Here is a 26,279-nt window from a genome sequence, read left to right on the forward strand (position 1 = left end):
CTCCTTTTTGCAAATCCATCAATTCGTTTTTTATTTTTTTAGAAGAATAATTTACTTACAATAATTACGAAAATTAATAATACAACTGAACCTAAGAAAGCAGCCAAAAATGCACCTTTTCCACGTTTGAAAATAACACGGAAGTTTACGGACATTCCCAAAGCAGCCATGGCCATTCCGAGGAAGAGGTATGCAAATTTAACTAACCAGCCTAATACAGTTGCGCCTAAAGGTACAAAAGTTCCAATTACACTAGCTAAAATAAAGCCTGCCATGAACCATGGAATCGGTAATTTCCCACGAACAACGTTTTCGCGATCTATATTTGTACGGCTACGGTGCCAAAAACCAATAATTAACGCAGCAGGTGCTAGCAGTAAAACACGAGATAACTTAGTAATAATCGCCGTATCTAAACTAACCGGACCACCTGCTCCACCAGTAGCAACCGCATGGGCAATTTCATGAAGTGATCCACCAGCTACCACCCCAAATTGAGTTGGAGTTAAGTGAAGCATGGGTTTCAATCCAATTTCAATAAAAGTAAATAACGTTCCCAAGATGGCAACCGCCGCAATGGCCATTACCTCATTTTCTTGTTTCAATTCACGTTGGTCTTCAGGAACTTGAATCTGTGGTGAAACCCCCATTACGGCTGCTGCCCCACAAATACCAGTACCACTGGCAACTAGGATTGCTAGATCAGAATCCACACCAAATTTACGAGCCAAGGTATACACACCTAAAATTGTAAATGTAACCACGAAAATAGCTAATAGAATGGTTTTAACACCCGCATCGGCTAAATCAACCAAGTTTAATTTAAAACCTAATAAAATAATACCTAAACGCAAAAACTTGTTTGAAATAAAACCAGTACCTTTTTTAGAACGCTCAACTACTGCTGGGCTAACTTGAACAAACATCCCTAACACCAGCGAAATTACCAATGCTCCAATTAAACTAAAGTAAGGCAATTGCGCCAATAGCGATCCTGCTGTTGCACAAAGTAATGTAACTAATATAGCTACCCAAAAGCTTGAATCTTTTATCATTCGAGTCATCTTTCTTCTCTCCTATCTCTTAACTTCACGTTTAATATCGTATCAAAAATGGTAGATAAAATATAATTATGTTTTATAATTGGTTTATAAATTAAACTTATAAGGACAAAAAAGATGCTAGATAATCGTTACGCCACTTTTGCACTACTCTGTAAAAATAAATCATATACTAAAACTGCCCGAACATTATTCATCACGCAACCTGCAGTTTCTCAACAAATTAAAAGCTTAGAGGATGAACTACAACTAAAATTAGTTGAATACCACCATCCTCGTTTAGAAATCACCAGTGCAGGTGAACAACTGGCTCATTTCATTGAAACTACTCAACACCAAGAAGATAAATTATTAACCCAATTACGCCAGCCGATTTCGACAACCAATCTTAAGTTTGGGGTAACGCATTCGGTTAGTATCCTTATCGCTCCGGCCTTAATCCAAAATTGGCGAAAAAAATATCACAACATTCAATGCATCGTTTCTAACACGCGTGATATTTTATCTCAAATCAACGAAGGTACTTTAGACTTTGCTGTTTTAGAAGGAAACTTTGATAAACATGCATATGGTAGCCAAATCGTTACCCACGAAAAATTTGTAGCCGTTACACGTTCAAGTAGCCCCCTCGCCAATCAAAAAAACTTAGCACTTGAAAAAGTACTTTCGGAACCTCTTTTACTTCGTGAAGAAGGTTCAGGTACCCGCTCAATTTTTACCGATTGGGCCAGTTCTTTTAACATCTATAAGGAAGATTTTGCGCAAGTGCTAGAGTTGGGAAGTTCCACTGGTATTATTAAACTCCTAGAAACGACCGGGGTCAGTTTCATGTACCAATCTCTAGTCCAAGCGGAATTAGAATCTAAAAAACTCGCATTACTCAAAATTCAAGGTTTAGACCTTACGCGTCCGATTTCATTGGTATATGCTAAAGATAGCTTCTTCGAAAACGAATATCGACAACTTTTTTAAACTGGGATAAATTCAGCGTTTTGACAATATAATTCCTAGGTTTATTATAAAAATTGTGGTACGATTTTAACTATAGATGAAGAGCTTATGGAGGAATTCATTATGAATGATGTGACAGAACTAGCAGCAAAAATCATCAACTGCCAAAAGAAAAATGATCTAACAGATGCTGATGTAGCATTTGGGGCACATTTGTCGGTTGAAAAACTACACCGAATCAAGGAAAATTCCTACAAACCAACTGATGATGACTTAAAACGCATCAATGATTTTATGAAACAACAACAAAGATAATCAAAAAATAAGGGACGATGGCATTCATATCATGTCATCGTCCCTTTTTCATTCAGTTTTTTTCGAATCTAGTGTACAGTAAAGGAAAGATTAAAAAACAAGGAGCCCAATTATGAATAAATTTGAACTATATCATCCAATTCTTACCGAACATTTTGCCTTAGATTGGCTTACACATTCAAAAGTTCGTGACATTTTTGAGTTGCGTCACGATCCAGAAATCGCTAAAGCTAGTGATCGTGATATTGATGCAACTATTGAAGATACAACTACCTACGTTAACCAAATGATGCGTTTGGTCATGAATAATGAAGCATTAATTTGGGGGATTACGGACCAAAATACCCATGAATTCTTAGGGACATTTTGCATCTGGGACTTTGATCAAGCACAGAAATCAGCTTCCGTACGTTTTGAAATTCTTCGAAATCAACAACATAAGGGAATTATGAGTGAAGTTCTTCGGCGGATGTCCATTTTCAGTTTTGAAGAGTTAGGACTCGAAAAGTTACTTGCCACTGCCTTAAAAGACAACACCATTGCTCGTACTTTACTTGAACAAGTTGGTTTCAGCGCTGTTGCTTCTCAAACTGATAATCAAAATATTACCCTTGAACTTAATCGTCACTAATTTGTTGGTTATGGAATAGCCCTAATTGCTCAAAATCAGCCGTTGAATCTTGAACCGCTAAACTAGGTTTAGGATTAGAAACGGCTTTTTTAGGCGCTTTAAATTCGGTTGGTTCCTGTAACATTCTATCCATAGTTTTATTTAGTAATTGATCCACAAAAACATTACCCTCATTCGTAGCATGTCCCTTAGTCCAACGATATTCTAGGTTGGGCATTCGTTTTAGAATGCTAGCCACCGCCTGCCAAAGTTCTTTATTAGCTACAATTTCACCGTTAGCTTTCTTCCAACCTCGTCTTTGCCATCCACTTAACCAATTTCTTTGAATTGCATCCAAAACATATTTAGAATCAGCTACCACTAATACCGCTGCTTTTTCACCATAGCGGTCGATTATTTTTTGGAGACCGTTAATTAAAGCCATAATTTCCATTCGATTGTTGGTAGCTCCGAATTCCCCATTGGATCCAGAGATACTTTCACCATCTTTTTGGATTAAGAAAGCCCACGCAGCTACATCTTCTTTACGGACATGCCCTCCACGGACATTACCAGTGTTACGTGAACCGCCATCAGTGTAAAGAATAATGGAAGGGGTCACAGTCGATGGAGTCTGCGTTGATACTTTTCTAGTGGCCCTTCTAGAAGCTGTTGCCATCCATTCCTCAGCTTCTGCCTTGGTCAAAAAACTTTTATATACCGCTCCTGCAAAACCATCAACCTGTTGTTTGGCTGCATCCCACGTTAAATAAAGTCCTGGTTTTCGTCCTTTTTTTACCGCATAAAATTTTCTTTTTTTTGCCATTAAATCACCTCATAAATTAAAAAAAGAACTATGTCCAAGGGTTGAATTTTTATTTTAATTCAACAGCCTTAAAGCATAGTTCTTATTATAAATGATTATTTTCAAACTTTATACTTATGCATTTAAAATAGCAATAAAACCAATAAATACAAAGAATAGTGCGTACATTAATGGATGAACTTCTTTGCCACGTTTAGCAGCAATCATGGCAATGGGGTAGGTAATAAATCCTAATGCAATCCCATCTGAAATACTATATGTTAATGGCATTCCAATGATAATTAAGAAAGCTGGAATAGCAATTTCTAATTTATCCCAAGCAATTTCACGAGTTTGTTGAGCCATTAATACCCCCACAATCACTAATGCAGGTGCGGTAACTTGTGAAGTAACGACGGTCAACAATGGTGAGAAGAAGAGTCCTAATAGGAACATAATTCCTGTCACAACTACAGTAAAGCCAGAACGTCCACCTACAGCAATCCCAGCTGAAGACTCAACGAAAGCCCCCACTGGAGAAGTACCTAATAATGATCCAGTCAACATTGAAGCTGAATCAGACATCAATGCCTTCCCTACGCGCGGCATCTTATTGTCTTTCATAAATCCTGCTTGAGTAGCCAAACCAACCAATGTGCCGGCTGTATCAAAGAACGTTACCAGCAAGAAAGTCAAGACTACTACCCAAAGTTGGAGAGTATTAATATCCCCAACATGTGAAATAGCTGTCAAGAAAGTTGGTTTCAAGCTTGGTGCAGCTGAAACAATGTGTGCTGGTGCATGAATTAAACCAGTCAATAAACCAAAGACGGTTGTTAAAATCATCCCCACGAAAATAGCCCCTGGCACCTTGCGAACCATCAAGAAAATTGTCACAACCAACCCAAAGACGGTCAACCATGTGGAAGGAACTAAGAATGAACCTAATCCAACCATCGTAGATTTGTTAGCAACCACAATTCCACCTTGGCTCAAACCTAGAAAAGCCACGAACAATCCAATTCCTGAAGAAATAGCATGCTTCAAATCGACTGGAATCGCGTTAATAATTAATTCTCGTAGTTTAAAAACGGTGATTAAAACAAAGATTAAGGAAGCTACGAAAACGCCCGCCAAGGCCGTTTGCCAAGGCACATGCATCCCAATAACCACGGAATAAGCAAAGAATGCATTAATTCCTAAGGCAGGTGCCGAAGCAATTGGGTAATTAGCGATAATCCCCATCAGGAAACAACCAATGGCACTAGCCAATGCTGTTGCGGTGAAGACCGCTCCCTTATCCATACCAGATGCTCCTAAAACGTTCGGATTAACGAACATAATGTAGACCATTGAAATATAAGTAGTAATCCCAGCAATAATTTCTGTTTTATAGTTTGTTTTCAATTTATCAAATTGAAAATACTTAGCGATTTGTTTCAAAATCATTTCTCCCTTTTAGTTCGAATCTAAATCAAAAATAGCACCAATAAAGTCTACACTAATTTAAAATATAAGTAAAGCACGCCATAAATTGATTATTTAAACTTTTATAGTTCGTATTTTACTTTGGAAATAACTAAAAAAGACGACTGCTGATTAGCAATCGTCTTTTTAGTTTGATTTTTTACCAAATTTGAACTCGTTTTTCGGGAGCAAGATACATTCCATCGCCCTCTTTTACATCAAAGGTTTCATAAAATTCTTCAAAATTCTTTACTTGGACGTTCGCCCGTAACTTTGCAGGAGCATGGACATCAATTGCTAATAGCAACTCTTCTCGTTGTTTAGTAGCCTTAGTGCGCCAAATTGTGGCCCAGTTAGTAAAAAATTCTTCTAGATTAGCATCTTTAGTAGCCTTAGCTGCTTCCAACGCTGCTTTAAGTCCACCATCATCTGCAACATTTTCGGTAACAACCAACTTACCGTTTACTTTTCCACCCGCAAATGGAATTCCATCAAATTCTTTTACCATTGCTTCTGAAAGTTGGTGGAAATGTTTCAAATCGTCTTCTGTCCACCAATTGTCCATGTTACCAAATTCATCAAATAAAGCTCCATTAGGATCAAAAGCATGTGAAATTTCGTGCGCCATTACTGCTCCAATTCCACCATAATTTTGACTAGCGGTTTGTTCTAAACTGTAAAATGGTGCTTGTAAAATAGCAGCTGGGAAACAGATTAAGTTACCTTCTGGTGAATAATAAGCATTTACTGTATCAGCACTCATATGCCATTCACTACGGTCGACTTCCTTACCATACTTAGCAAGTTGATCTTCTAAGAAAATTCGTGAAAATTCTTGAACGTTTTCCACTAAACTTCCACCCTCAGCGGCTGTTTTAGTTTTCAACTTCTTATAAACTGCTTTTAATTCATCTGGGTAACCTACTAAAATCTTCAACGAACGTAACTTCGTAATCGCTTTAGAACGGGTTGCATCCCCTAACCAAGTATTTTCTGCCAGTCGTTTTTCATAAACATCAATCATCGAAACCACCATATCATGAACATCTTTTTTAGCAGTTTCTCCGAAGTATTTATGTCCATAGTATTCACCAACGACTTGGCTAAACGTGCGACGTGCTAAGTAAAATGCACTCTTTTCTTGTGGCATTGATTCTTGTTGCCCTGATAATGCTCGCCCAAAAGTGCCACCAATTTGGCGGAATTCTTCACTCAAATAGCCTGACAACGAGCGGACCATGTTAACGTAGGCCCATTTTTTATAATCTTCAAATGTATCGGCGTTAACAATTTGGTGCAAGTTTTCGTAGAATTTAGGTTCAGTGATAATTAATTTTTCTGGAACAGTTCCAATCAATGCTTGGACTAATTTTTTAACATCAATCTCTTGAACCATGTCAGCGAAATGATCAAACTCCCATGGATTATAAAGCTTAGCTACATCGCTAAGTTCTTCAGAGTTTTTACGGAAAGGAGCAATACTAGCATCGAAACGTTTAGCTCCATCAATTATAGCTTGGGCTTCATCTTCAGACTTACCCAACTTCGTTAGTAATTGCATCATCATTTGGGTAAAGACTTGCATCAACTGTGGTCCAGACGGATTATCTTGATCATAGTAGGTTTTATCTGGGAGGATTAAACTTACACCACCAGCCCATAAAACATTGCGTTTATCTGCTCCATTACCCTTTAAATCAGGTTCAATACCTAAATCTACTGGTAATTCTACGCCATTAAAAAATAATTCTTTTAAGTTGGCATTTACATCATCCCAACTCTTTAAATCTTCAATTTGTTTTAAGTACGGAAGAAGTGGTTTTACTCCATCTTCGTCCCGTTTTTTGAAATCAGCTGCAATTTCATAAAACTTGATAAATTCTTTTAATTCTGGCGTATTAGGTTCTTTGGCACCTGAACGCATTTCTGCAAAATCCTTCATCAAATTTTCATCCACACCATCAACTAGGTCCATAAATCCACCCGTTGATGAATGATCTGAGGGGATTTCTGCAGTTGCTAGCCATTCACCATTCACTGCATCATAAAAATCGTCTTTAATTGAACTTGGCATTCTAATTCCTCACTTTCAAAACTTATTAACTCTGTATTATACTCTTATCTACTTCTATGACACCGCGTCATGCATATACTTAGCAATATCTTTGGAATTCATACCAGCACTTACTGCCACTTGTAACTTAATACGTGCTTTTTGACCATTGAGACCTTGGCAGAATACAACGCCCATTCTCTCTAAATCAATTCCGCCGCCCACATAATCGTAGATGGGTTCGGCCAAGCCATTGTAACAACGTGAAACCATTACAACCGTAATATCATTATCAATTAATGCTTGAATGGGCTCGACTACTTCTACTGGTAGATTTCCAGCTCCTAGCCCTTCAATTACAATCCCCTTGGTCCCTGGGCGATTAATAATTTCAAATATTTCTTTAGGGATTCCTGCGTAAGCTTTAATTAAATAGACTCCTTTTTCAAGGTGGTCAATATCACAAACATGCTGATTAACTAAAGCTTGAAAGAATCGGATATCCCGTTTATAAACAATTCCGAGCGGCCCAAAAGTTGGGGTTCTAAACGTATCTACATTAGTAGTATGGGTTTTCGTAACAAAACGGGCAGTATGGATCTCATCATTCATGACCACTAAAACCCCTTTATCACTGGCTTCATCAGAAGCAGCCGTCAGAATTGCACTTTGGAAATTATACACACCATCCGAACCTAGTTCGTTGGAAGAGCGCATGGCCCCCGTTAGCACAACTGGAATTTTATTTTCGATCGTTAAATCTAAAAAGTACGCAGTTTCTTCCAAGGTATCCGTTCCGTGCGTGATTACAATGCCATCACACTCATTGTTATCTAGTGCCTTTTTGACCCTTTTTTTAATAATTAACATATCATCTGGCGTAATGTGTTCTGAAGGTTTATTCAAAATCACTTCGTTAATTAGGTCAATATTTTTGTTGATAAATTGGCTATCTAGTAATGGGTTTTGTTCATTAGTTTTAACAGTATCATTGCTGGCAGACATCGAAATCGTTCCACCTGTATGTAATGCTAGTATTTTCTTCATTATCAAATTCCTCTTTATTATTAGTTATTCATATCATATCATTTTCTTAGCTATTTACAGCTCCTCAAAATGCGTTAAAATAATTCTATTAATTCAGAGGACGTTAATATGATAAAACATAGAACCAGATTCCAAATTTTATATGATAGTTGTTTGGCTATGATTGCTTTTATTTCATTCCTAATCGTTGCCGCTTCGTTTTTTTCTAAGAGTATTAGTCTGAAAAATACGACCATTTTAAATCTAATGCATGTATTTTTAATCATTTATGCGGTCGATTTTTTTGCGAGAATGCCTAAAAATAAAAATGCTCATCGTTATCTTTTTGACAATACTTTTGATTTGTTATCGTTAATCCCACTACATCCGGCTTTTGCTATCTTTCGAATTGGTCGAGTTTTCAAATTAATTCGCAGCCATCATTTATTATGGCGTTTTGGATTAGATGGAAAATTTTCTAAGACCGTTCATCGGTTTATCTATACCTCGGGCTTCTTAAACCTTTTTACCGTCAGTATGATTATTTTAGTTTTAAGCTCGCTCCTTTATTCTGTGGTAGAACATATTTCATATCCTTCAGCCCTATGGTGGGCCATTACGACTGCCACCACTGTTGGTTATGGTGATATTTCACCTACCACCAACATTGGTAAATTTATTGCCGCCTTTCTAATGATTGGTGGTGTTGGGTTCATTGGTTTGCTCACTAGTACAATTACAGGATTCTTTACTTCTGAAGCTGATACGCAGGAAGATGATATGACCAAGCTTTTCAAAAAAATCGATCAACTTGATCATAAAATCGACCATCTCCAGCGTCAGCTCAACCTAGAACGACGTAAAAATACGCGAAAAAAATAAGGATTAACGTTTTGAGACGAAATTATTCGCCCAGCGTTAATCCTTATTTTTTTTAATTAGCTATTATTCTTCGCTACCCATTGCCTTAGCAACAAAAGCAGCAATTGCAGCACCTAATAATGGAGCCACAACGTAAACCCAGTAGTGAGATAAAGCTGAACCACCAACTAAGATTGCAGGACCAAAACTACGAGCAGGATTCAATGAACCGCCAGTTAAGTTCAATGATGCAATAATCATGAATGCTAGCGTTAATCCAATAATTAAACCAGCGAAGTTAGCATTACCATACTTTTTACTTGTAACTAGCAAGATAACAAGCACAAATAGGAATGTTACCAAAGTTTCAGTTACGAGTGCTGGAAATGCTGAGATTTTTGCAAAATCAGTTTGTCCAAGATTGCTAGTTGAAGCTCCCATAGCACTTAGGAAATACTTAACCATTCCTGAAGCTAGCACAGCACCAATAAATTGTGAAATAACATAATAAATAGCATCTGCTCCACTGATTCGCTTATTAATCCACATACCTAATGTGACAGCTGGGTTAAAGTGTCCTCCTGAAATTGCACCAACAGAGTAAGCCATAATCGTAACAGCCAAACCAAAAGCTAATCCAATTCCTAAAACGTCGGCTTTACCAATTGTAACAGCGGCAGTACCAACAAAAACAAGTACGAACGTACCAATAATTTCTGAAACATATTTCTTCATCAATAATCTCTCCTATCCACAGGCAAAAACCCGTACGAAAATTGTATACCACTTTAACCATTTTCTCAAATAAAATGTATTAATCTTGAGCGTATCTTTTTCAATTAGCTATACATTTATGATAAAATATTGATATAAACGTAATCAGGAGGAGTTCCCATGGCAAAATTTGACGTACATATTATCGACCATCCAACCGCAAAGGAAATGCTTGTAGAATTTAAAAGTCAACGACAAGACAACGTGCCTATTCTTGAAAAACCAGGACATTACATTCTTCCTGATTACAAGTTAACACGTCAACGTAAAGCTTTAAAAATCCGTAAGCATACCTACTTAACTAAGAAATTCCGCTCTTACGTGGCACTAGACTCAGCAAACGGTCACACGCTCTGGATGCGTAATTTTGGTAGTTTATCCGAAGCCATTTTTTGGCTAGAAACTGGTATGAAGATTGGCGATACTGATACAGATGCGCGTTATTCGTTCAAGGAGTGGCAAGAAAAACACTTTGAAGACATTGAAAAACTTAAAGATCAACTACGAGCAAAAACTAAAGCTAGACAAGAAAACAAATAACTTAGATGCAAGAGCTGAGGCAATTTAATCAACCCCAATCTTGCATTTTTTATACCCAAAGGAGATTTCATATGACTACAGAAAATAAAATCTTAAGTTCATTATCATATTTAAGTATCTTTTTTATGCCCATTCTCTTTCCCATCGTCGTATTTGCCTTAACTTCTAACAGTAATCACCCTGAAGCTCATCGCAACTCCATTACTGCTTTTTGGCTTCATTTATTACCAACAATTTTAGTTCCAGTGGCCTTCTTCTTAGGATTATTAGCAACTGGGCAAAGCTTTTCTACTGCTAATTTGAGTGGGTCTTCCCTAGTATTATTTGGAATCGTCGGTCTCATTGGATTATTGATTTTAGGAATGTTTATTTACAATCTATATCGCGGAGTAAAGGTCTGGGTGGACTAGGATTATTGTCCTTCAAAAAAATTATATTTTTTTTGACTTATTTGTTGCAAGCGCTTACAGAAGGTGTTAATATACTAAGTGAGGAAAGGAAAAGTTCCTTTCTAACAAAAACTTCTCAAGTGCCTCGGTTCTTAGGCTGTCAGAATCTAGTGAAGGGGCAAATTAGAGTAACTATTGCAAATCGTTTCCATCATGGGTGTACGATGTAAGGTTTTGATGTTTAAAAGCATCGATGTTTTAAAGTGATTACACGCGATGGTTTCGTTGGTAGTTGCGATAGCCGGCTTCTTTAAATGTATGAAGTGTAATGTTCGAAAATTTCTACGTCATTTAAACATTGAATCAAGTAGGTGTGTCCGATGACATGAGTAAGTTGTCTAAATGAAGACAAGATTAATTAGTATCAAAAAAATTAGTTCAATGGAGGTCTATCGTTTCGAAGAATATCTTAATGAAACTCCAAGACCGTCTATTTCACCGTTAGCCTGAAACAGTGTATACCTCATCAGATTTAGAGTTTGATTGAACGATACAACAGCAGACGTTATCAACAGAAGCTCAGGTAGGTTAGAAGCACGACGGCTGAACAATTTAATACGTTTTTGTAAAGTTGAAGGTGTAAAGATCGTAAATTTTTCCAATAAAGAGATTGTCGTTAGATTGGGACATCTTTCCTCATAAAGGGATTCTAGTGTGAGAAGTCTAGAATCCTATTTTTGTGCTCTCAAATAAAAAACAGGAAGCTCAATCGCCTCCTGCAATATTATTGTTCCACTTTTCTTCGTTTACGCCCTCTTCCAAAGGCTAATATTAAAATAGTAATTCCTACTGCTAAATAACCACTCCACCCCAGATGGACGTTATTAAACATTCCTGGAAATCCTGACGTTTCTGCCTCATTTTTATAAATAATATAGAAAGTATACCCATAAGCAATTAGATTAACCCAACTACCAATTTTAACAATCCATTGCGATCTAAACCACGCACCTAAAATAATTAATACGGGGCCTATTAGTAACGCAAGCAATACCTTTTGTTGCCCTAAAGTTTTTAGAATGCTCAATAATGTAGTTGGAGTGCTATATCCCGCTACTACGGCAGAAGCAAACGGTCCAATATAAGTAGAAATGATTAGCAATATCGCACCAGCGATTAAAAGTTTACTACGGAGTGGATGTCCCACCTTTTTAGGTTTGGGTTTCACTTCCGCTTGAGCTGAAGTCGCTGGATCAGTAACCATCGTTTCTGATTCTAAAACATCCTCGGGGGCTTCGAAGTCTTCTACTTCTACATCGGAGTCACTTCTAGCCTCAGCTTCTTTACGATCTTTTTTGTTTTTAAGACCTTGAATCCAATTAGCAATCCCATTTTTAGCTTTCTTTATTCCCATTCGTAACTTTAATTCCGCTTGATTATCAGCTGGACCAACCTTTAAAGCATAGAGATAACCACACAAAACAATCAGAACTAATAAACCAATACCTACAATTCTATTGAGCCATATTAAGACTACTAGAGCAATCACAATCGGTAAAAGTGAAACTAACGGATTATGTTTCACCCAAAGAACAAAATTCTTAATTTGTGACAACCACTCAGAACCGGCATGGGCTTGAGTACGTGAGTGACTATTGGTTTCAGCTTCTTCAGTTTGAGGTTCTTCTTCAATTTCTTCCGCTTCTTCACTGCGTTGTTTGTACATTTCTGCCCGAGTTAATGTTGAAGGCTCATTTTTGGCTTCATTTTCAAGCGTCACCCCACAATTAGGGCAAAAATTGGCTTTCTTAGGCAACTCTTCGCCACAATTCAAACAATATTTCATTATCCATTCCTCATTTAAGTCTAGTTAAAATTCTTTATTTTCTACTTTAAAACATTTTTCCACCCGCTTCAAAGTGACCATAGATTTTTAGCTATTTAATAGCAATTCTTTATACTTTTTAAATATTTCTATTAAAATTTAATTCTTTTACTACCAAAAAAGACCTCGAAAATAGATTTCGAGATCTTTTAATAATCACTAATAAAAATTAGCGATATCTAAAACTATTCTTTTTCAATACTAAAACGGTTGTTGAATAGCGGACTAACAGGCTTGTTTTCATGAATCAAGCGAATTGCTTCACCAATCAATGGACCAACCGAAATGCTAGTAATTTTGTCAATCTTCTTCTCTTCTGGAAGTTGGATAGAATCCGTTACAATTAATTCCTTAATTGGAGAATTTTGGATTCTTTCAATAGCTGGACCTGAAAGAACAGGATGTGTACAACTTGCGTATACTTCTGTAGCTCCAGCATCCATCAAAGCTTGAGCTCCAAGTGTAATGGTTCCAGCTGTATCAATCATATCATCAATCATGATACAACGTTTGCCCTTAACTTCACCAATGATATTCATAACTTCAGCAACATTGGCGCGTGGGCGACGTTTATCAATAATAGCGATTGGTGCTTTTAAGAACTCAGCTAACTTACGAGCACGAGTAACACCACCATGATCAGGTGATACAACTACAGTATCCTGATCAAGACCACGTTCGATGAAATGGTCTGCTAATAGTGGGGCACCCATCAAATGATCTAGAGGAATATCGAAGAAACCTTGGATTTGTGCTGCGTGAAGATCCAATGCAATAATGCGTGTTGCACCTGCACGTTCAATCATGTTTGCAACTAATTTAGCTGTAATTGGTTCACGTGAACGCGCCTTACGATCTTGGCGAGCATAACCATAATAAGGAATCACAATGTTGATAGTCTTAGCACTAGCACGCTTTAGAGCATCAATCATGATCAACATTTCCATCAAATTATCATTAACTGGAGCAGATGTGGACTGAACAATATATACTTCGTCTCCACGAATACTCTCTTCAATATTAATTCTAATCTCACCGTCTCGGAATCGGTCCACCGACGTTTTCCCGAGTTCTACACCAACTGCCTTAGCAATTTTTTCTGCTAAGGGCTTGTTCGAATTCAAAGCAAAAATTTTAAGCTTTGGATCGGAATAATGTTCAGACATGTTTGCCTCCAAAAGATTATAAAATATTAAGTTTATTCAGTTTTTCCATATAATATCATAATTCATTTTGCCCCCTAAAAGCAAGTTACTTACGGTTGGTTTCCCCGTTTTTGTGTTATAAAATTGCTTACTTTAAAGGAAATACAACCATCGATGTCAACTCAGACTATATTTATTGATTTAAGTTAACGAATATTATGCTTTTATTGTTCTTAGCAACTGATTTAACTAAAACACATTCAAATTATAATTTTGTTCATTCAAATATTCTTACACACATTAATGAACACCATATATTGACATTTAAATACGACACCCACTATAATTAGTACCTTGATGTTATTGGAGGGATAGAATTGAAAATTACAGTATTTTGTGGTGCACGTTTTGGGAACCAAAAAAATTATGGTGAAACAGCTCGATTAATCGGCAATGAACTTGCCAAAAGAAAGATTGAACTAGTCTATGGTGGTTCTACATCTGGAACGATGGGAGCTATTAGTCAAGCCGTACTTGAAAATGGAGGAAAAGTGACCGGTATTTATCCTGAGGGGCTATTTGAAGATGAACTTCCTCGAAAAAATACCACGTCCTTTATTCAAACGACTACTATGGCTCAGCGTAAGGAGCTATTAATTAACAGTGGTGATGCCTTTTTAATTCTTCCTGGAGGATTAGGAACTTTAGAGGAACTAAGCCAGCTATTATCAAATATGGCGCTTGGTATCATCCCTCAAAGAAAAATTGGCATTCTAAATATTAATGGTTTTTATGATAACTTGATTCAACTATTAAATAATTTTATTGGTGCTAAATTCATGGATGCATTACGTAAGGATGATTTACTGATTAGTGCTGATTACCAAGTCTTGCTGGAAGAATTGACAGCCTCAGAAAGTAAATCGACTAAACAAGAACTTAGTGCATAATCTAAATTTAAATACCAAAAAAAGGATTGCCATGATAGCCACCCTAAAAGTTAGAATTTAGTCTAACTCTTAGCGGTCACTATCACTATAGCAATCCTTTTTTATTATTTATTATTTTCTTCTTCCGCTTTTAATGCCGCATCGTAAACTGGAAGCTTTTTAAAGTAGCCTTCTTTATTAACTTGGCGTCCGCGGGCAATACCCATTTCAAACTTATTAACGTCGTTCGTAATGGTTGAGCCAGCAGCTACATAACTGTGATCAGCGATGGTAACTGGAGCAACAATATTAGAATTACTTCCAATAAAGGCATAATCTCCAACTGTTGAGTGATGTTTATTCATACCATCGTAATTAACAAATACTACTCCGCAACCAATGTTAATATCCGTACCAAGATCTGCATCTCCAACGTAACTCAAATGCCCCATTTTAGTCCGTGCACCTAACTTAGCGTTCTTAACTTCACAATAGTTACCAACATGTGCAAATTCACCAATCTCAGCTTGAGGGCGTAAATGACTGTGTGGACCAATGTTACTATCATCATGCATGATGGCACTTTCAATTTGTGATGAAGTTACCGTTACACGATCTCCAATTGTTGAATCAACAATCTTCGAATGCGCTCCAATCACTGAACTAGAACCAATCTTAGTATTACCTTGTATTTGAACACCCGGTTCAATGATGGTATCTGGACCGATTTCTACTCCATAATCAATGTAGGTATTTTCGGGGTCAATGATTGTAACACCATTAACCATATGTTCTTCGTTAATTCGGCGTTGCATAACCTTAGTAGCTTTAGAAAGTGCTAAACGATCGTTAACTCCCATTGATTCTGAGAAATCAGCCATTTCATAAGCAGCAACAATTTCGCCAGCATCTTTCATGATACCGATTACGTCTGGAAGATAGTATTCACCTTGGGCATTATCGTTTTTCACTTGATGAAGTGCCGCAAAAAGCTTTTGGTTATCGAAACAATATACACCGGTATTAATTTCCTTAATTTCTGCTTCTTCAGTGGTAGCATCTTTCTGTTCTACAATTTTAGAAACAACGCCAACCTCATTACGGACAATTCGTCCATATGAGAATGGATTTTCAGTACGCGCGGTTAAAATTGTAGCAGCCGCTCCTTTTTGACGGTGATATTCAAAAAGATTTTCAAAAGTTTTAGCTGTAAATAAAGGTGTATCACCACTAACGATCATGGTCATTCCATCTTTATCACCCAAAATTTTTTCAGCTTGTAAAACGGCATGTCCCGTACCCAATTGTTGTTCTTGAATTGCATATTCTGTACGATCACCTAAAAGTTCACGAACCTTTTCTGCCCCATGCCCAACAATGGTAACAATATGATCCATATTCGTTTTTTCAACTTGAGTTAGCATATGGTCCACCATGGCTTTTCCACAAACTTGATGCAAAACTTTATATAGTTTTGATTTCATTCGAGTACCTTGACCTGCAGCTAAAATGATTGTATTTTTTTCCATTATTACTAGCGCTCCTCAATATCCTTAAAGTTTCTTTCAAAATAATTTCCGGCCTTAATTTGGACCTGTCCATCTTGAGATGTATCGACATTTAACAAGGAAGTAAAGTCTTCAATCGCACGTTGTCCCTTGTATGTACCTTCTGCGAAGACGGCAATGCCGGTTAATTCGGCTTCAAATTCTTTCAGTAAATCAACCATGGCATGAACCGTGCCGCCACCCTTCATGTAATCATCCACGATTAAAACTTTCATTCCTCGTTGTAAACTACGTTTAGACAATTCCATTTTTTGGATACGTTCTGATGAACGTGAAACGTAGTTAACTGAAATAGTCGAACCTTCGGTAATCACGGATTCATGACGCACAATAATAAATGGAACATTTAAATAGTTCGCAACCGCTTGAGCTAGTGGAATCCCTTTAGTTTCCACAGTCATAACTGCATCAACATCAGAACGCATATATTCGCTAGCCAACATTCGGCCAATGGCCCGTAAGGTACTGGGATGGCCTAACAAATCAGACATGTAAAGATACCCACCAGGTAGTTTACGACTCGGATCCGCTAATTGTTCAGTTAACTCATCAACAACTTTGTGAGCCTCCTCTGATCCAATTCCCGGAAGATATTTAATACCACCAGCAGCCCCATTAGTAATTTCAATGGTTCCTAGTTGTTGTTTTTCTAAAGTTAATTTCATAATGGATAAATCTTCGCTAATAGAAGATTTAGCGGATGAATATCTTGTAACAAAAAATCCAGAAGTTATGAGCGTTCTTGGATGATTGATTAAATAGTTCGTCATATCAATCAATCGTTCACTTCGCTTCAATTTCATTGGTTTCACTCCACTCTTCTTTTGCGTATTATTCGCAAAAAATTACTTACTTTTTACTTACCAATGAATATAATATCATAGTTCATTAATAATGTTCGGATTTAGACCAAAAATATAATAAAAAGACTGAATCGTTTAGGATTCAGTCTTTTTAATTAATTATCTTTTTTTATAATCATCGAACCAAAATAGATTACACATTCAATTAGCGCAATAAAGAAGCTGACTGGCCAATTAGTTACATAGCCTAAATATAAACCTAACCAGACTCCAATTAAAGCGGCGCTAATCGCAAAGAGCATCATTCCACTTACCGTTTTGGCAACAATCTTAGCCGCAGCTGCCGGCAAGGTTAGCAGTACAAAAATTAGCAATGAGCCCACAATTTGGGCTGCTGTACTAACACTGAGCGCTAATACAACTAAAAATAAAATTGAAACAAAATTAGTATGAATTCCCTTGACTGAAGCTCCGATATGATCAAAGGAATCATATTTTAAGGGCCGGTATAAAAATAAAATAAATACTAATGAAATGATCGTTAACAACAGTACCTGATTAACTTCATCTCGCCCAATCCCGATTACACTACCAAACAAAATATTTGTAGCATAGCTAACATTTTTATTGGAAATCGATAAGAATAAAATTCCTAATCCTAAAAATAAACTTGAAACTGCCGAAATTGCAGATTCTCGTTTGGAAGCTTGTACACTCATTTTACCGATTAAAATCGAACTAACGATTGTAAATAATAGCATGCCGGATAAGGCTTGCCATCCCATAAAAATACCAAAAGCAGCTCCAGAAAAACCAATCTCAGATAACATGTGTGATAAAAATGACATGTTACGTCCTACAACATACACACCCATAATTCCACAAATAATGGCAATGAAGGTCCCTGCAATGTAGGCATTTTGCATAAACTCAAAACTAAACATCTAGCAAGTCCTCCTCATTTTTAATATCAGCTACTTCTCCCAATGCGTAGTGATCTTCTTTTAGCATCAAATAACGATTGGAGTAGCGTTGCATTAAATCAAAATCATGCGTAACGGAAATTACGGTTAAATCATGCTGTTGATTAAAGTGTTGGACTAAATTAAATAGTTCATATTTACGAACTGTATCTAAACTAGCTGTTGATTCATCTAAAATCAATAAATCTGGATTATCCACTAAGGCTTGTGCCAAATAGGCTTTCTGTTTTTGTCCACCCGAAGCTCGCCCAATTCTAGTATTTTGAATATCAACTAAATCAGTTTCTTCAAGAATTTCATCGAGTTGCGTTCGTTCCATTTTGGATAGCCACGGCATTTTTCCGTTTTGTAAATTTAAGGCTACGAAATCTCGAATAGATAAGGGATAATCTCGTTCAATATTCCTAAATTGAGGCACATAGCCTACCTTCGTCCCTTTACGAAATTTGATGCTACCACTCGTAGGCTTAACTTGATTCAGTAGTGCGCGAATCAAAGTCGTCTTTCCGACCCCATTTTCGCCGATAATGCTTAGAAAGTCACGACGATCTACATCAAAACTCAAATTATTAAATAATTTTTGTCCTGGAAAATCCATTGCTAATTTTTGAACCTGAACAAGCGTTTCAGTCATTAATTTTTACCCTCTTGTATTTTACTAATTTGGTTTAACTGTGAAAGCATCCACGTTTGATAATTTTTTCCCTTCGGCATCGTCTCTGTGACGTTCACGATTGGAGTATCGTTTTTCTTAGCTAGCTTTAGAAGCTCATCGATTACTTTATTACCAGTTTGTTGATTATTTACAATAAATTCAATCCGTTTTTGTTTCACATCTTTTTGTAATTTTTCCACCATTTTAGGCGATGGATCTGTTTCATTTTCAATTGCTAAAGCAAAAGCTCGGTCACTAACTTTATACCCGAGCTCATCCAGCGTGTAATCGTATACTGGCTCTGTAACTGCTACTTTTTTGCCAGTACTTTTTGCTCTAATTTGATCAATCTTTTGTTGGATTGGTTGAAGTGATTCAACATATTTCTTAGCATTTTCGGTGAATTCTTTTTGATGTTTTGGATCCTTTTTCCCTAATTCCTTAGCTAAATGGTTAGCTAAGGTTTTCATTGTTGATAATTTATACCACAAATGTGGGTTATCACCATCAACTTTACCCGTGAGTTTTCCCATATTTAAAACCTTAAGCTGCTTTTTTTGAGGAGTGATTTTTTGAACCCAAGTATCTGTTCCTACTCCATTTTCAACTACAATATCCGCGTCGGTCATTAATTTAGCCGTCTTAGTTGTCGGCTCAAAATCATGGGGATCGACTGCTGGATTATCAATAATGTTGGTAACCTGCACTCGATTTCCGCCAACCTTTTTAGCCACTTCTCCATAAAAGTTAAGTGTACTAATCACTTCTACTTTGCCACTGGACTTACTTTTAGGTCCAGCACATCCCGCAACAAAAATAGTGCTAAACAATAACATTGACACTAACCAAATTATTTTTTTTCGCATTTCTTTCTCCTAAAGAGTAATAATTACTATTTACAATAATCAATTATAACAAAAAAATTTTAATATGGGACGTCTAATTTTAAGATAACGTTTTCAAAAATGGTATAATGATAGTATTAATCACGTTTTGGGGGAACTAGTAATGAGTAATTTTATTCTCGATCAACAATACCAAGAAGAAATTTATCAACTATATCTATATGCATTTAATGCGCAAGATAGCGCTAACCGTCGCAATTTCTGGAATCGTCGTTTCCAACACGCTATTCCCTATGGAATCTCCGTTGACGGTCAAATTGAAACTAGTATTTTAAGTATTCCTTTTGAAACGAATTTTTTTGGAACCAATTTTAAAATGAACGGTATTAGCGATGTGATGAGCGCTCCCGAAGCATCTGGTAAAGGGGGCGCGAGCCAATTGATGAAAGCTGCTTTACAGGATATGTATGACAACCAGGTAACTTTGTCCTACCTCGCACCATTTGCTTTCAGTTACTATCGACGCTTTGGCTATGAACAAGTTTTTGACCATGTTACCTACACTATGGCTAGCGATAAATTACCACGTATTTCAAAAAATACCGAAAACGTCCAAGTTAAACGCCTTGACTTTAGTTCAAATACTGATTTACTAAAATCAATCTATCAACAGTCTCCACTAGCTCAACGGGGAGGTTTAAACCGAGCCGATTGGTGGTGGGATTATCTACCTAAAAAATTTGCTAATCGCCAACTGGCCGTAGCTTTTGAACATCAACAACCTACTGGTTATGTCATCTACGAACGTACCGCTAGCGAATTTATCATTTACGAAGTTGCTAACACCGATATCGAAAGTCGCCAAGCACTTTGGAAATTCGTCACCAAGCATGGAACTACTGCCGAAAACTTTATCTATCAAAGCCCTGTCGCTGATATCGATTTTGATCTAGTTGACGAACCTTATAGCGTGACAACTACCGTCCAGCCTTATATGATGGCCCGAATTGTTAATTTGCAAGACTTCTTAGAAAAGTATCCTACATCAACTCCAGCTAAGTTCACCCTGGATGTTATTGATGATGTCCTTTCTGAAAATAATGGACATTGGACTTTTGAATTTGACGGAAAAGTACGTTCAGTTCAAAAATCAAACGTACCATTAGATACCCATACCGCGATTACAATCCAACAATTAACTAAAATTCTTTTTGGATATCGCTCAGCAGCATCCTTTGTAGAACATGGAAAAATCGCCGGTTGGACATCAGATAACGTAAAAAACTTAGATGCCATTACCGTACCTCAGAAACCTATTTTGGCAGATTATTTCTAATTATTGCTAAAACTATTACTTCAAAAAAAACAAACATCTATATTTAACGATGTTTGTTTTTTACTATCTCAGTGCCATTTAGTGTTACCATAATTTGTAAATAGTTTTAAAGGAAGGATTAACGATGGACTACAACATGCCTTTTTTCGAAGAAATCATGCAAGATCCTCAAAATGCAATTTATACCGCCCAAGGATGGCATCCAATTTATAGTATTAATCCCCAAGCAAAAATTTTAATTGTGGGACAAGCCCCCGGAAAAAAAGTCCAAGATACAGAAATTATGTGGAACGACCAAAGTGGTGATCGTTTACGCGCTTGGATGGGAATTTCACGGGATACTTTTTATAATTCTGGTGATATTGCGGTAATTCCAATGGATTTCTATTATCCTGGTAAAGCTAAAAGTGGCGACGTTCCGCCTCGTAAAGAAGTTGCTGAAAAATGGCATCAAAAAATGCTGGATATTATGCCTAACATCCAGCTTACTCTGTTAATTGGATCCTATGCGCAAAAACATTATTTAAATGTTCCTCGCTCTACCACTACAACTAATCTGGTGCAAAATTATCGTAACTTTCTTCCCGAATACTTTCCTTTGGTGCATCCTTCACCTCGTAACAACATTTGGCTGGCTAAAAATCCTTGGTTCGAGCAGGAAGTTGTGCCTGAATTACAAAAAATCGTTCAAAATATCCTTAAAAAATAAAAAACTTTCGAAACAGTTCCCCTGTTTCAAAAGTTTTTTTATTTTAATGAAATTGCATTCCACCATCTACAATAATTGTTTGTCCAGTTACATAATTTGAATCTGGTCCTGCTAAGAATGATACTGCAGCTGCCACATCTTCTGGTTCTGACAAACGTTTTAAGGTAATGTCTTTAGCAAACTGTTGCATACCCCATTCGTCATCTTTACCAGCATTTTGTCCAACTTCATGTGCGATATCCATCATCATCGGAGTTCGTACAATTCCCGGTGCATAAGCATTAACTGTAATACCAAAATCCGCCAAATCACGTGCTGCTACTTGAGTAATTCCTCGGACAGCAAACTTAGTCCCTGAGTAAAGGGCCAAATTAGGGTTTCCAACAACTCCGGCTTGAGAAGTCGCATTGATGATTTTTCCACCATGTCCTAATTTCTTAAATGCTTCCGTTGCTGCTTGAATTCCCCAAAGTACTCCACCTACATTAACGTGATAAACTTTATCAAATTGTTCTGGTGTAATTGTATCAATTGGTGTGGTAGGTCCTAGGCCGGCATTATTGACCAACACATCAAGTCCACCTAGTTCCTGAATCGTAGTCCTAACGGCTTCAAATACATTATCACGTTCTGCTACATTAACCACGATTGGAAGAGTCCTTCCACCATTGCTATTAATTTTTTCAGCAACTTTGTTAGCAGTTTCAGTATTCATATCTGCCACTGCCACCGCAAATCCATCGTTAGCCAATCGGGTCGCAATTGCTGCCCCAATTCCTTGTCCTGCTCCCGTTACTAATGCAACTTTGGTTTTGTTTGCCATCATCCTTCGCCTCTTTGAACTATTTTATTATTTATTTTGCATCCGCTTGGGCCACCGCCGTCATTGCTAACGCATTAATATAATTTAACGGTTGGTCGTAGTTAGGTTGGAAGAACATATCAACCATGGATAAGTCATCAATCGTCATCTTATTTTGAATAGCTAATGAAATTACATTAGCTGATTGAGCACAGTCATATTCGCTATAGAATGATCCACCTAGAACCACTCGTGTTTCTGGGTCCCAAACTAACCGCATTAGGATTGGGGTCGTTGAAAGCATAAATTCGGGACGATAGTCTTGTTCTAAGGTTACAGAGTCTACTTCTACACCCCGTGCTTTAGCTGCACCAACAGTTAATCCTGAACTTGCCATCGTCTTACCAAAGAGTGCTACTGCCGAGCTTGCTTGTGTACCAAGATATTTCATCGTTGGTTTTTCAATGTTATGTCCAATCAAAATTCCTTGACGAACTGCATTAGTTGCTAATGGAATGTAATCATCTTTTCCAGTTGGATTGTAATGAACAACGGATGAATCTCCTGCTGCAAAAATATCAGGGTTCGAAGTTTGCATGTATTCATTAGTAATAATTGCTCCGTTCTTCAACATATCCACTTTGCCCTTCAATAATTCTGTATGTGGGCGGAAACCAACGCAAAGTACAGCATAGTCGGCCGTGTAACTGCCTTTATCGGTTTTTACAGTAATCTGATCATCACCACTAAATCCTTGAACCATTTCGTTCATGGCCAATTTAACTCCGTGATCAGTGTAATCTTTAGCTACTCGATCAGAGATTTCAGGATCAAAATTCTTAGCTAAAACACTTGGTAATCCATCAATCAAGGTTACTTCGCGGCCAGTCAAGGCATATTGTTCAGCAAGTTCCGCTCCAATATAACCTGCACCAATTACAATTACTGAGTTAATGTCATCATCAATTCGTTTTAATTCCGCAGCATGAGCCCAATTTTTGCAAAGTTTAACTCGTTTATTATCGATTCCATCAATCGGAGGAATAATAGGTGCTGAACCAGTAGTTACCACCAATTTATCGTAAGTATCTGTTTTAATTTCACCGGTTTTTAAATCTTTTACTTCTAAAGTTTTATTATCGGGGTCGATACTAAGTACATCATGTTCCATATTCATAGTAGCACCCAACTTAGTTAGGGCTTCCGGTGATGAATAGAACATTTTATTAGGATCTGAAACGTGGTTACCTACCCAAAGGGCGATTCCACAAGATAAAAATGACAAATTATTATTACGTTCGTATACCGTTACTTCATAATCGGGGTGCTCAGTTAAAATTTGTTGCGCTGAGAAGGTACCTGCATGTGTACAACCTACAATTGCTATTTTCATAATTAACTAACCTCCTATTTGTCTATATCTAATTATTAAGCGCTTTCATTGCTTTGTCAACTTAACTCTGGTCCTTTAGAACAAAAAAATGAAACAATAATCGTCAAGTACCGATTATCGTTTCATTAGTTTAAATTTCATGACTGATTTCAGGATGATAAACTAATTTACTAGTTTTTTCACCAAGTTGCTCTAGCAGGTAGACAACTGGGATTTGCGATGTAAAATTCAACGATCCTACTTTATTTTCGGGAATATCATAAGTTAAACTATAGTCCGCAATCTGCGCCAACGTTGAAGCACTATTAGCAGTAATTGCTACAATTTTTGCCCCATTTTGGCGATAATAATTAGCCTGCGTTAAAACACCTTCAGTTTCGCCAGAGACTGATAGTAAAATAATCAATGTTTTAGAATAGTCGCGTTCCGAGATGGGTTGAGGTTGGAAAGGATCGGTAATGGCCAATGTGAGCATCCCATAATTCGATAAAATTCGTGCTCCATATTGTGCCATACTACCACTTGATCCCATTCCAAAGCACAAACGGGTGTTGGATTGTGCAACCACGCGAGCAACTTCTTCCATTTTTTCGGTATATTCTGTTGTAGCAGTCTGTTTTAGAAATTGACCTATTGGACCTAAGTCTTGGCTCAATTCACTAGCAGGAGTTTGATCATTTCGATGGCGTAAAACATACTTAAAATCAGAAAAACCCTCAAATCCCATTTTCTTCAAAAATCTTAAAATGGTCGTAGAAGATACGTGACTCTGCGTGGATAAATCTCGAATAGTCATGGTTTTACACTCTTCTAGATGACTAGTTACGTATTTATACACAAACAATTCCAATTGATTCAACGTTTGAACTTTTTCATAACTAAACATCAACATCACCTCTTTAAAACTTGATTATTCTTAAACAACTTACTATAAATCTTCACCATTAGATGCAATTACTTGTTTGTACCAATCAAATGAATCCTTCTTCGAACGTTCTAGACTACCATTACCTTGGTCATCTTGATCAACATAGATAAATCCATAACGTTTAGCCATTTCTCCAGTACTTGCTGAAATTAAATCGATGCATCCCCATGGAGTATAACCAATTAAGTTGACCCCATCTAAGGCAACTGCTTTTTCCATCTCTAAAATATGATCGTGGAAATACTTGATGCGGTAATCATCATGGACAGCGCCATCGGCTTCTTTTTGGTCGTATGCTCCAAAACCATTTTCCACAATAAATTGAGGTTTGTGCCAACGATCTTGCATCCAATTCATCGAATAACGTAGACCAACAGGATCAATCTGCCAGCCCCAATCTGATTTTTGAACATAAGGATTGTCGACTAAATCACGTGCTTCTTTATAAGCATAGTCGGTATTTTCATCCGTAGATTTAGTTGTAAATGACATATAGTAACTAAATCCAATATAATCAACTGCACCCTTTTTCAAAATTTCTCGGTCATCATCACTAATTTCGACATGGATGTTTTGGCGTTCCCAATATTTAGGAAGCCAATTAGGATATTCACCATTAGCTTGAACGTCTCCAAAGTAGTAACGCGTTTGCATAGCACGTTCAGCCATCATGATGTCTTCTGGCTTAGCAGTTAGTGGATAAATTGGACACATTGCAATCATTGCACCAATTTGATATTCCGAATCAATTTGATGGCCTAGTTCAACTACTTTAGCACTTGCAACCATTTCGTTATGAGCAGCTTGATACATCATTTCTTCCATTCCTGGTGTTCCAGCTTTAACCTTAATGGCTGAATCTTGAAGTAAATGATGAGGATTACTCCAATCAGTTTGATTATTAATCTCGTTGAAGGTCATCCAGTACTTAACTTTTCCCTTATAGCGTTTCATCACTGTTTCGGCAAAACGTACGAAAAAGTCAATCAATTTACGATTAGTCCAACCACCATATTCTTTTACTAAATGATATGGCATTTCGAAGTGTGACAAAGTAATGATGGGTTGAATATTGTATTTTAACAGTTCATCAAACATATCATCATAGAACTTTAAACCAGCTTCGTTAGGTTCGGTTTCATCTCCATTAGGAAAAATTCTAGTCCATGCAATCGAGGTACGGAAGCATTTGAAACCCATTTCGTTAAAAAGTTTAATATCTTCAGGATAACGATGATAAAAATCAATCCCCCAGTGATTTGGGTAAACTTCTCCATCTTTAATACCGTCCGTTACTTTTCGAGCAGTATCTTTGTTTCCAGCGGTCATCACGTCTGCAATGCTAACTCCCTTACCGCCTTCTTGCCATCCGCCTTCAAATTGATGAGCGGCTACTGCACCGCCCCACAAGAAATTTTCCGGCATCTTATAATGCTTTTCAGTCAT

At 37.1% G+C, this 26,279-nt stretch carries 26 protein-coding genes; 9 read left to right on the forward strand and 17 right to left on the reverse strand.

Features of this window, described 5'->3' with window-relative positions; translation table 11 throughout:
• Nucleotides 1-38 precede the first annotated feature (38 nt).
• Complete coding sequence (locus tag IV86_RS05995) at nucleotides 39-1,064, reverse strand: YeiH family protein (protein WP_029257720.1); 1,026 nt, start codon at nucleotides 1,062-1,064, stop codon at nucleotides 39-41.
• 114 nt (nucleotides 1,065-1,178) lie between these two features.
• On the opposite strand from IV86_RS05995, the gene IV86_RS06000 reads away from it, so the two are divergent.
• The 3 genes from IV86_RS06000 (at nucleotide 1,179) to IV86_RS06010 (ending at nucleotide 2,958) form a co-directional block, all read left to right on the forward strand.
• Nucleotides 1,179-2,033, forward strand: a complete 855-nt coding sequence (locus tag IV86_RS06000; RefSeq protein ID WP_002832737.1) for a LysR family transcriptional regulator — start codon at nucleotides 1,179-1,181, stop codon at nucleotides 2,031-2,033.
• A 102-nt stretch (nucleotides 2,034-2,135) separates the two neighbouring features.
• Nucleotides 2,136-2,327 carry an LBP_cg2779 family protein gene (locus tag IV86_RS06005; RefSeq protein ID WP_011672994.1) on the forward strand — a complete coding sequence of 64 codons (192 nt, stop codon included), beginning with the start codon at nucleotides 2,136-2,138 and terminating at the stop codon, nucleotides 2,325-2,327.
• A gap of 112 nt (nucleotides 2,328-2,439) precedes the next feature.
• On the forward strand, nucleotides 2,440-2,958 hold the full coding sequence (locus IV86_RS06010; protein WP_002832735.1) for a GNAT family N-acetyltransferase: 519 nt from the start codon (nucleotides 2,440-2,442) through the stop codon (nucleotides 2,956-2,958).
• On the opposite strand, the gene IV86_RS06015 is transcribed toward IV86_RS06010, so the two are convergent.
• From IV86_RS06015 to IV86_RS06030, 4 genes are all read right to left on the reverse strand, one after another.
• The gene (locus IV86_RS06015; protein ID WP_002832733.1) at nucleotides 2,945-3,763 is read right to left on the reverse strand and encodes a ribonuclease H family protein; all 819 of its coding nucleotides are present in this window, start codon (nucleotides 3,761-3,763) and stop codon (nucleotides 2,945-2,947) included. The two genes, IV86_RS06010 and IV86_RS06015, sit on opposite strands and share 14 nt — an antisense overlap.
• A gap of 114 nt (nucleotides 3,764-3,877) precedes the next feature.
• On the reverse strand, nucleotides 3,878-5,185 hold the full coding sequence (locus tag IV86_RS06020; protein ID WP_002832732.1) for an NCS2 family permease: 1,308 nt from the start codon (nucleotides 5,183-5,185) through the stop codon (nucleotides 3,878-3,880).
• A 184-nt stretch (nucleotides 5,186-5,369) separates the two neighbouring features.
• A complete protein-coding gene (locus IV86_RS06025) occupies nucleotides 5,370-7,283 on the reverse strand; it encodes a M13 family metallopeptidase (RefSeq protein ID WP_002832731.1) in 1,914 nt (637 codons plus the stop codon).
• Between the two features lie 54 nt (nucleotides 7,284-7,337).
• Entirely contained in the window at nucleotides 7,338-8,309 is a 972-nt protein-coding gene (locus tag IV86_RS06030; RefSeq protein WP_002832730.1) for an asparaginase, read from the reverse strand.
• Nucleotides 8,310-8,417: 108 nt separating this feature from the next.
• On the opposite strand from IV86_RS06030, the gene IV86_RS06035 reads away from it, so the two are divergent.
• Nucleotides 8,418-9,170, forward strand: coding sequence for a potassium channel family protein (locus IV86_RS06035; RefSeq protein WP_029257716.1), 753 nt, complete (start codon nucleotides 8,418-8,420; stop codon nucleotides 9,168-9,170).
• Between the two features lie 63 nt (nucleotides 9,171-9,233).
• On the opposite strand, the gene IV86_RS06040 is transcribed toward IV86_RS06035, so the two are convergent.
• On the reverse strand, nucleotides 9,234-9,884 hold the full coding sequence (locus tag IV86_RS06040; RefSeq protein WP_002832728.1) for an MIP/aquaporin family protein: 651 nt from the start codon (nucleotides 9,882-9,884) through the stop codon (nucleotides 9,234-9,236).
• Nucleotides 9,885-10,043: 159 nt separating this feature from the next.
• On the opposite strand from IV86_RS06040, the gene IV86_RS06045 reads away from it, so the two are divergent.
• Nucleotides 10,044-10,463: a hypothetical protein gene (locus IV86_RS06045; RefSeq protein ID WP_002832726.1), complete on the forward strand. Its 420-nt coding sequence runs from the start codon at nucleotides 10,044-10,046 to the stop codon at nucleotides 10,461-10,463.
• 71 nt (nucleotides 10,464-10,534) lie between these two features.
• Nucleotides 10,535-10,873 carry a hypothetical protein gene (locus tag IV86_RS06050; RefSeq protein ID WP_002832725.1) on the forward strand — a complete coding sequence of 113 codons (339 nt, stop codon included), beginning with the start codon at nucleotides 10,535-10,537 and terminating at the stop codon, nucleotides 10,871-10,873.
• A 763-nt stretch (nucleotides 10,874-11,636) separates the two neighbouring features.
• Here IV86_RS06050 and IV86_RS06055 read toward each other — a convergent pair.
• Complete coding sequence (locus tag IV86_RS06055; protein ID WP_002832724.1) at nucleotides 11,637-12,698, reverse strand: zinc ribbon domain-containing protein; 1,062 nt, start codon at nucleotides 12,696-12,698, stop codon at nucleotides 11,637-11,639.
• A 224-nt stretch (nucleotides 12,699-12,922) separates the two neighbouring features.
• Complete coding sequence (locus tag IV86_RS06060) at nucleotides 12,923-13,903, reverse strand: ribose-phosphate diphosphokinase (protein WP_002832723.1); 981 nt, start codon at nucleotides 13,901-13,903, stop codon at nucleotides 12,923-12,925.
• 356 nt (nucleotides 13,904-14,259) lie between these two features.
• Here IV86_RS06060 and IV86_RS06065 point away from each other — a divergent pair, with 356 nt between their 5' ends.
• Entirely contained in the window at nucleotides 14,260-14,832 is a 573-nt protein-coding gene (locus tag IV86_RS06065; RefSeq protein WP_056979437.1) for an LOG family protein, read from the forward strand.
• Between the two features lie 104 nt (nucleotides 14,833-14,936).
• Here the strand turns inward: IV86_RS06065 and glmU are convergent, their stop codons facing one another.
• From glmU to IV86_RS06090, 5 genes are all read right to left on the reverse strand, one after another.
• The gene (glmU, locus tag IV86_RS06070; protein WP_002832721.1) at nucleotides 14,937-16,340 is read right to left on the reverse strand and encodes a bifunctional UDP-N-acetylglucosamine diphosphorylase/glucosamine-1-phosphate N-acetyltransferase GlmU; all 1,404 of its coding nucleotides are present in this window, start codon (nucleotides 16,338-16,340) and stop codon (nucleotides 14,937-14,939) included.
• Nucleotides 16,341-16,345: 5 nt separating this feature from the next.
• A complete protein-coding gene (gene purR / locus IV86_RS06075) occupies nucleotides 16,346-17,182 on the reverse strand; it encodes a pur operon repressor (protein ID WP_002832720.1) in 837 nt (278 codons plus the stop codon).
• A gap of 155 nt (nucleotides 17,183-17,337) precedes the next feature.
• The gene (locus IV86_RS06080; RefSeq protein WP_002832719.1) at nucleotides 17,338-18,126 is read right to left on the reverse strand and encodes a metal ABC transporter permease; all 789 of its coding nucleotides are present in this window, start codon (nucleotides 18,124-18,126) and stop codon (nucleotides 17,338-17,340) included.
• Complete coding sequence (locus IV86_RS06085; protein ID WP_002832718.1) at nucleotides 18,119-18,799, reverse strand: metal ABC transporter ATP-binding protein; 681 nt, start codon at nucleotides 18,797-18,799, stop codon at nucleotides 18,119-18,121. Before IV86_RS06085 ends, IV86_RS06080 begins: the two co-directional genes overlap by 8 nt.
• Nucleotides 18,799-19,686 carry a metal ABC transporter solute-binding protein, Zn/Mn family gene (locus IV86_RS06090; protein ID WP_002832716.1) on the reverse strand — a complete coding sequence of 296 codons (888 nt, stop codon included), beginning with the start codon at nucleotides 19,684-19,686 and terminating at the stop codon, nucleotides 18,799-18,801. The genes IV86_RS06085 and IV86_RS06090 overlap by 1 nt, the downstream gene beginning before the upstream one ends.
• A gap of 142 nt (nucleotides 19,687-19,828) precedes the next feature.
• Between IV86_RS06090 and IV86_RS06095 the strand changes: the two genes are divergently transcribed.
• Both IV86_RS06095 and IV86_RS06100 read left to right on the forward strand, forming a co-directional pair.
• On the forward strand, nucleotides 19,829-21,001 hold the full coding sequence (locus IV86_RS06095; protein WP_002832715.1) for a GNAT family N-acetyltransferase: 1,173 nt from the start codon (nucleotides 19,829-19,831) through the stop codon (nucleotides 20,999-21,001).
• A gap of 124 nt (nucleotides 21,002-21,125) precedes the next feature.
• A complete protein-coding gene (locus IV86_RS06100) occupies nucleotides 21,126-21,710 on the forward strand; it encodes a uracil-DNA glycosylase family protein (protein WP_080583121.1) in 585 nt (194 codons plus the stop codon).
• A 43-nt stretch (nucleotides 21,711-21,753) separates the two neighbouring features.
• Here IV86_RS06100 and IV86_RS06105 read toward each other — a convergent pair whose 3' ends face one another.
• The 4 genes from IV86_RS06105 to IV86_RS06120 all read right to left on the reverse strand — a co-directional run bounded on the left by IV86_RS06105 (nucleotide 21,754) and on the right by IV86_RS06120 (nucleotide 26,279).
• On the reverse strand, nucleotides 21,754-22,533 hold the full coding sequence (locus IV86_RS06105) for a (S)-acetoin forming diacetyl reductase (RefSeq protein ID WP_056979441.1): 780 nt from the start codon (nucleotides 22,531-22,533) through the stop codon (nucleotides 21,754-21,756).
• A 31-nt stretch (nucleotides 22,534-22,564) separates the two neighbouring features.
• Nucleotides 22,565-23,905, reverse strand: a complete 1,341-nt coding sequence (locus IV86_RS06110; protein ID WP_002832711.1) for an FAD-dependent oxidoreductase — start codon at nucleotides 23,903-23,905, stop codon at nucleotides 22,565-22,567.
• 130 nt (nucleotides 23,906-24,035) lie between these two features.
• Entirely contained in the window at nucleotides 24,036-24,791 is a 756-nt protein-coding gene (locus IV86_RS06115) for a MurR/RpiR family transcriptional regulator (protein WP_056979438.1), read from the reverse strand.
• A gap of 42 nt (nucleotides 24,792-24,833) precedes the next feature.
• Nucleotides 24,834-26,279, reverse strand: a complete 1,446-nt coding sequence (locus tag IV86_RS06120; protein ID WP_036672818.1) for a 6-phospho-beta-glucosidase — start codon at nucleotides 26,277-26,279, stop codon at nucleotides 24,834-24,836.

Origin of the sequence: Pediococcus pentosaceus (assembly GCF_001437285.1) — a bacterium.
In the GTDB taxonomy this organism is placed as follows: domain Bacteria; phylum Bacillota; class Bacilli; order Lactobacillales; family Lactobacillaceae; genus Pediococcus; species Pediococcus pentosaceus.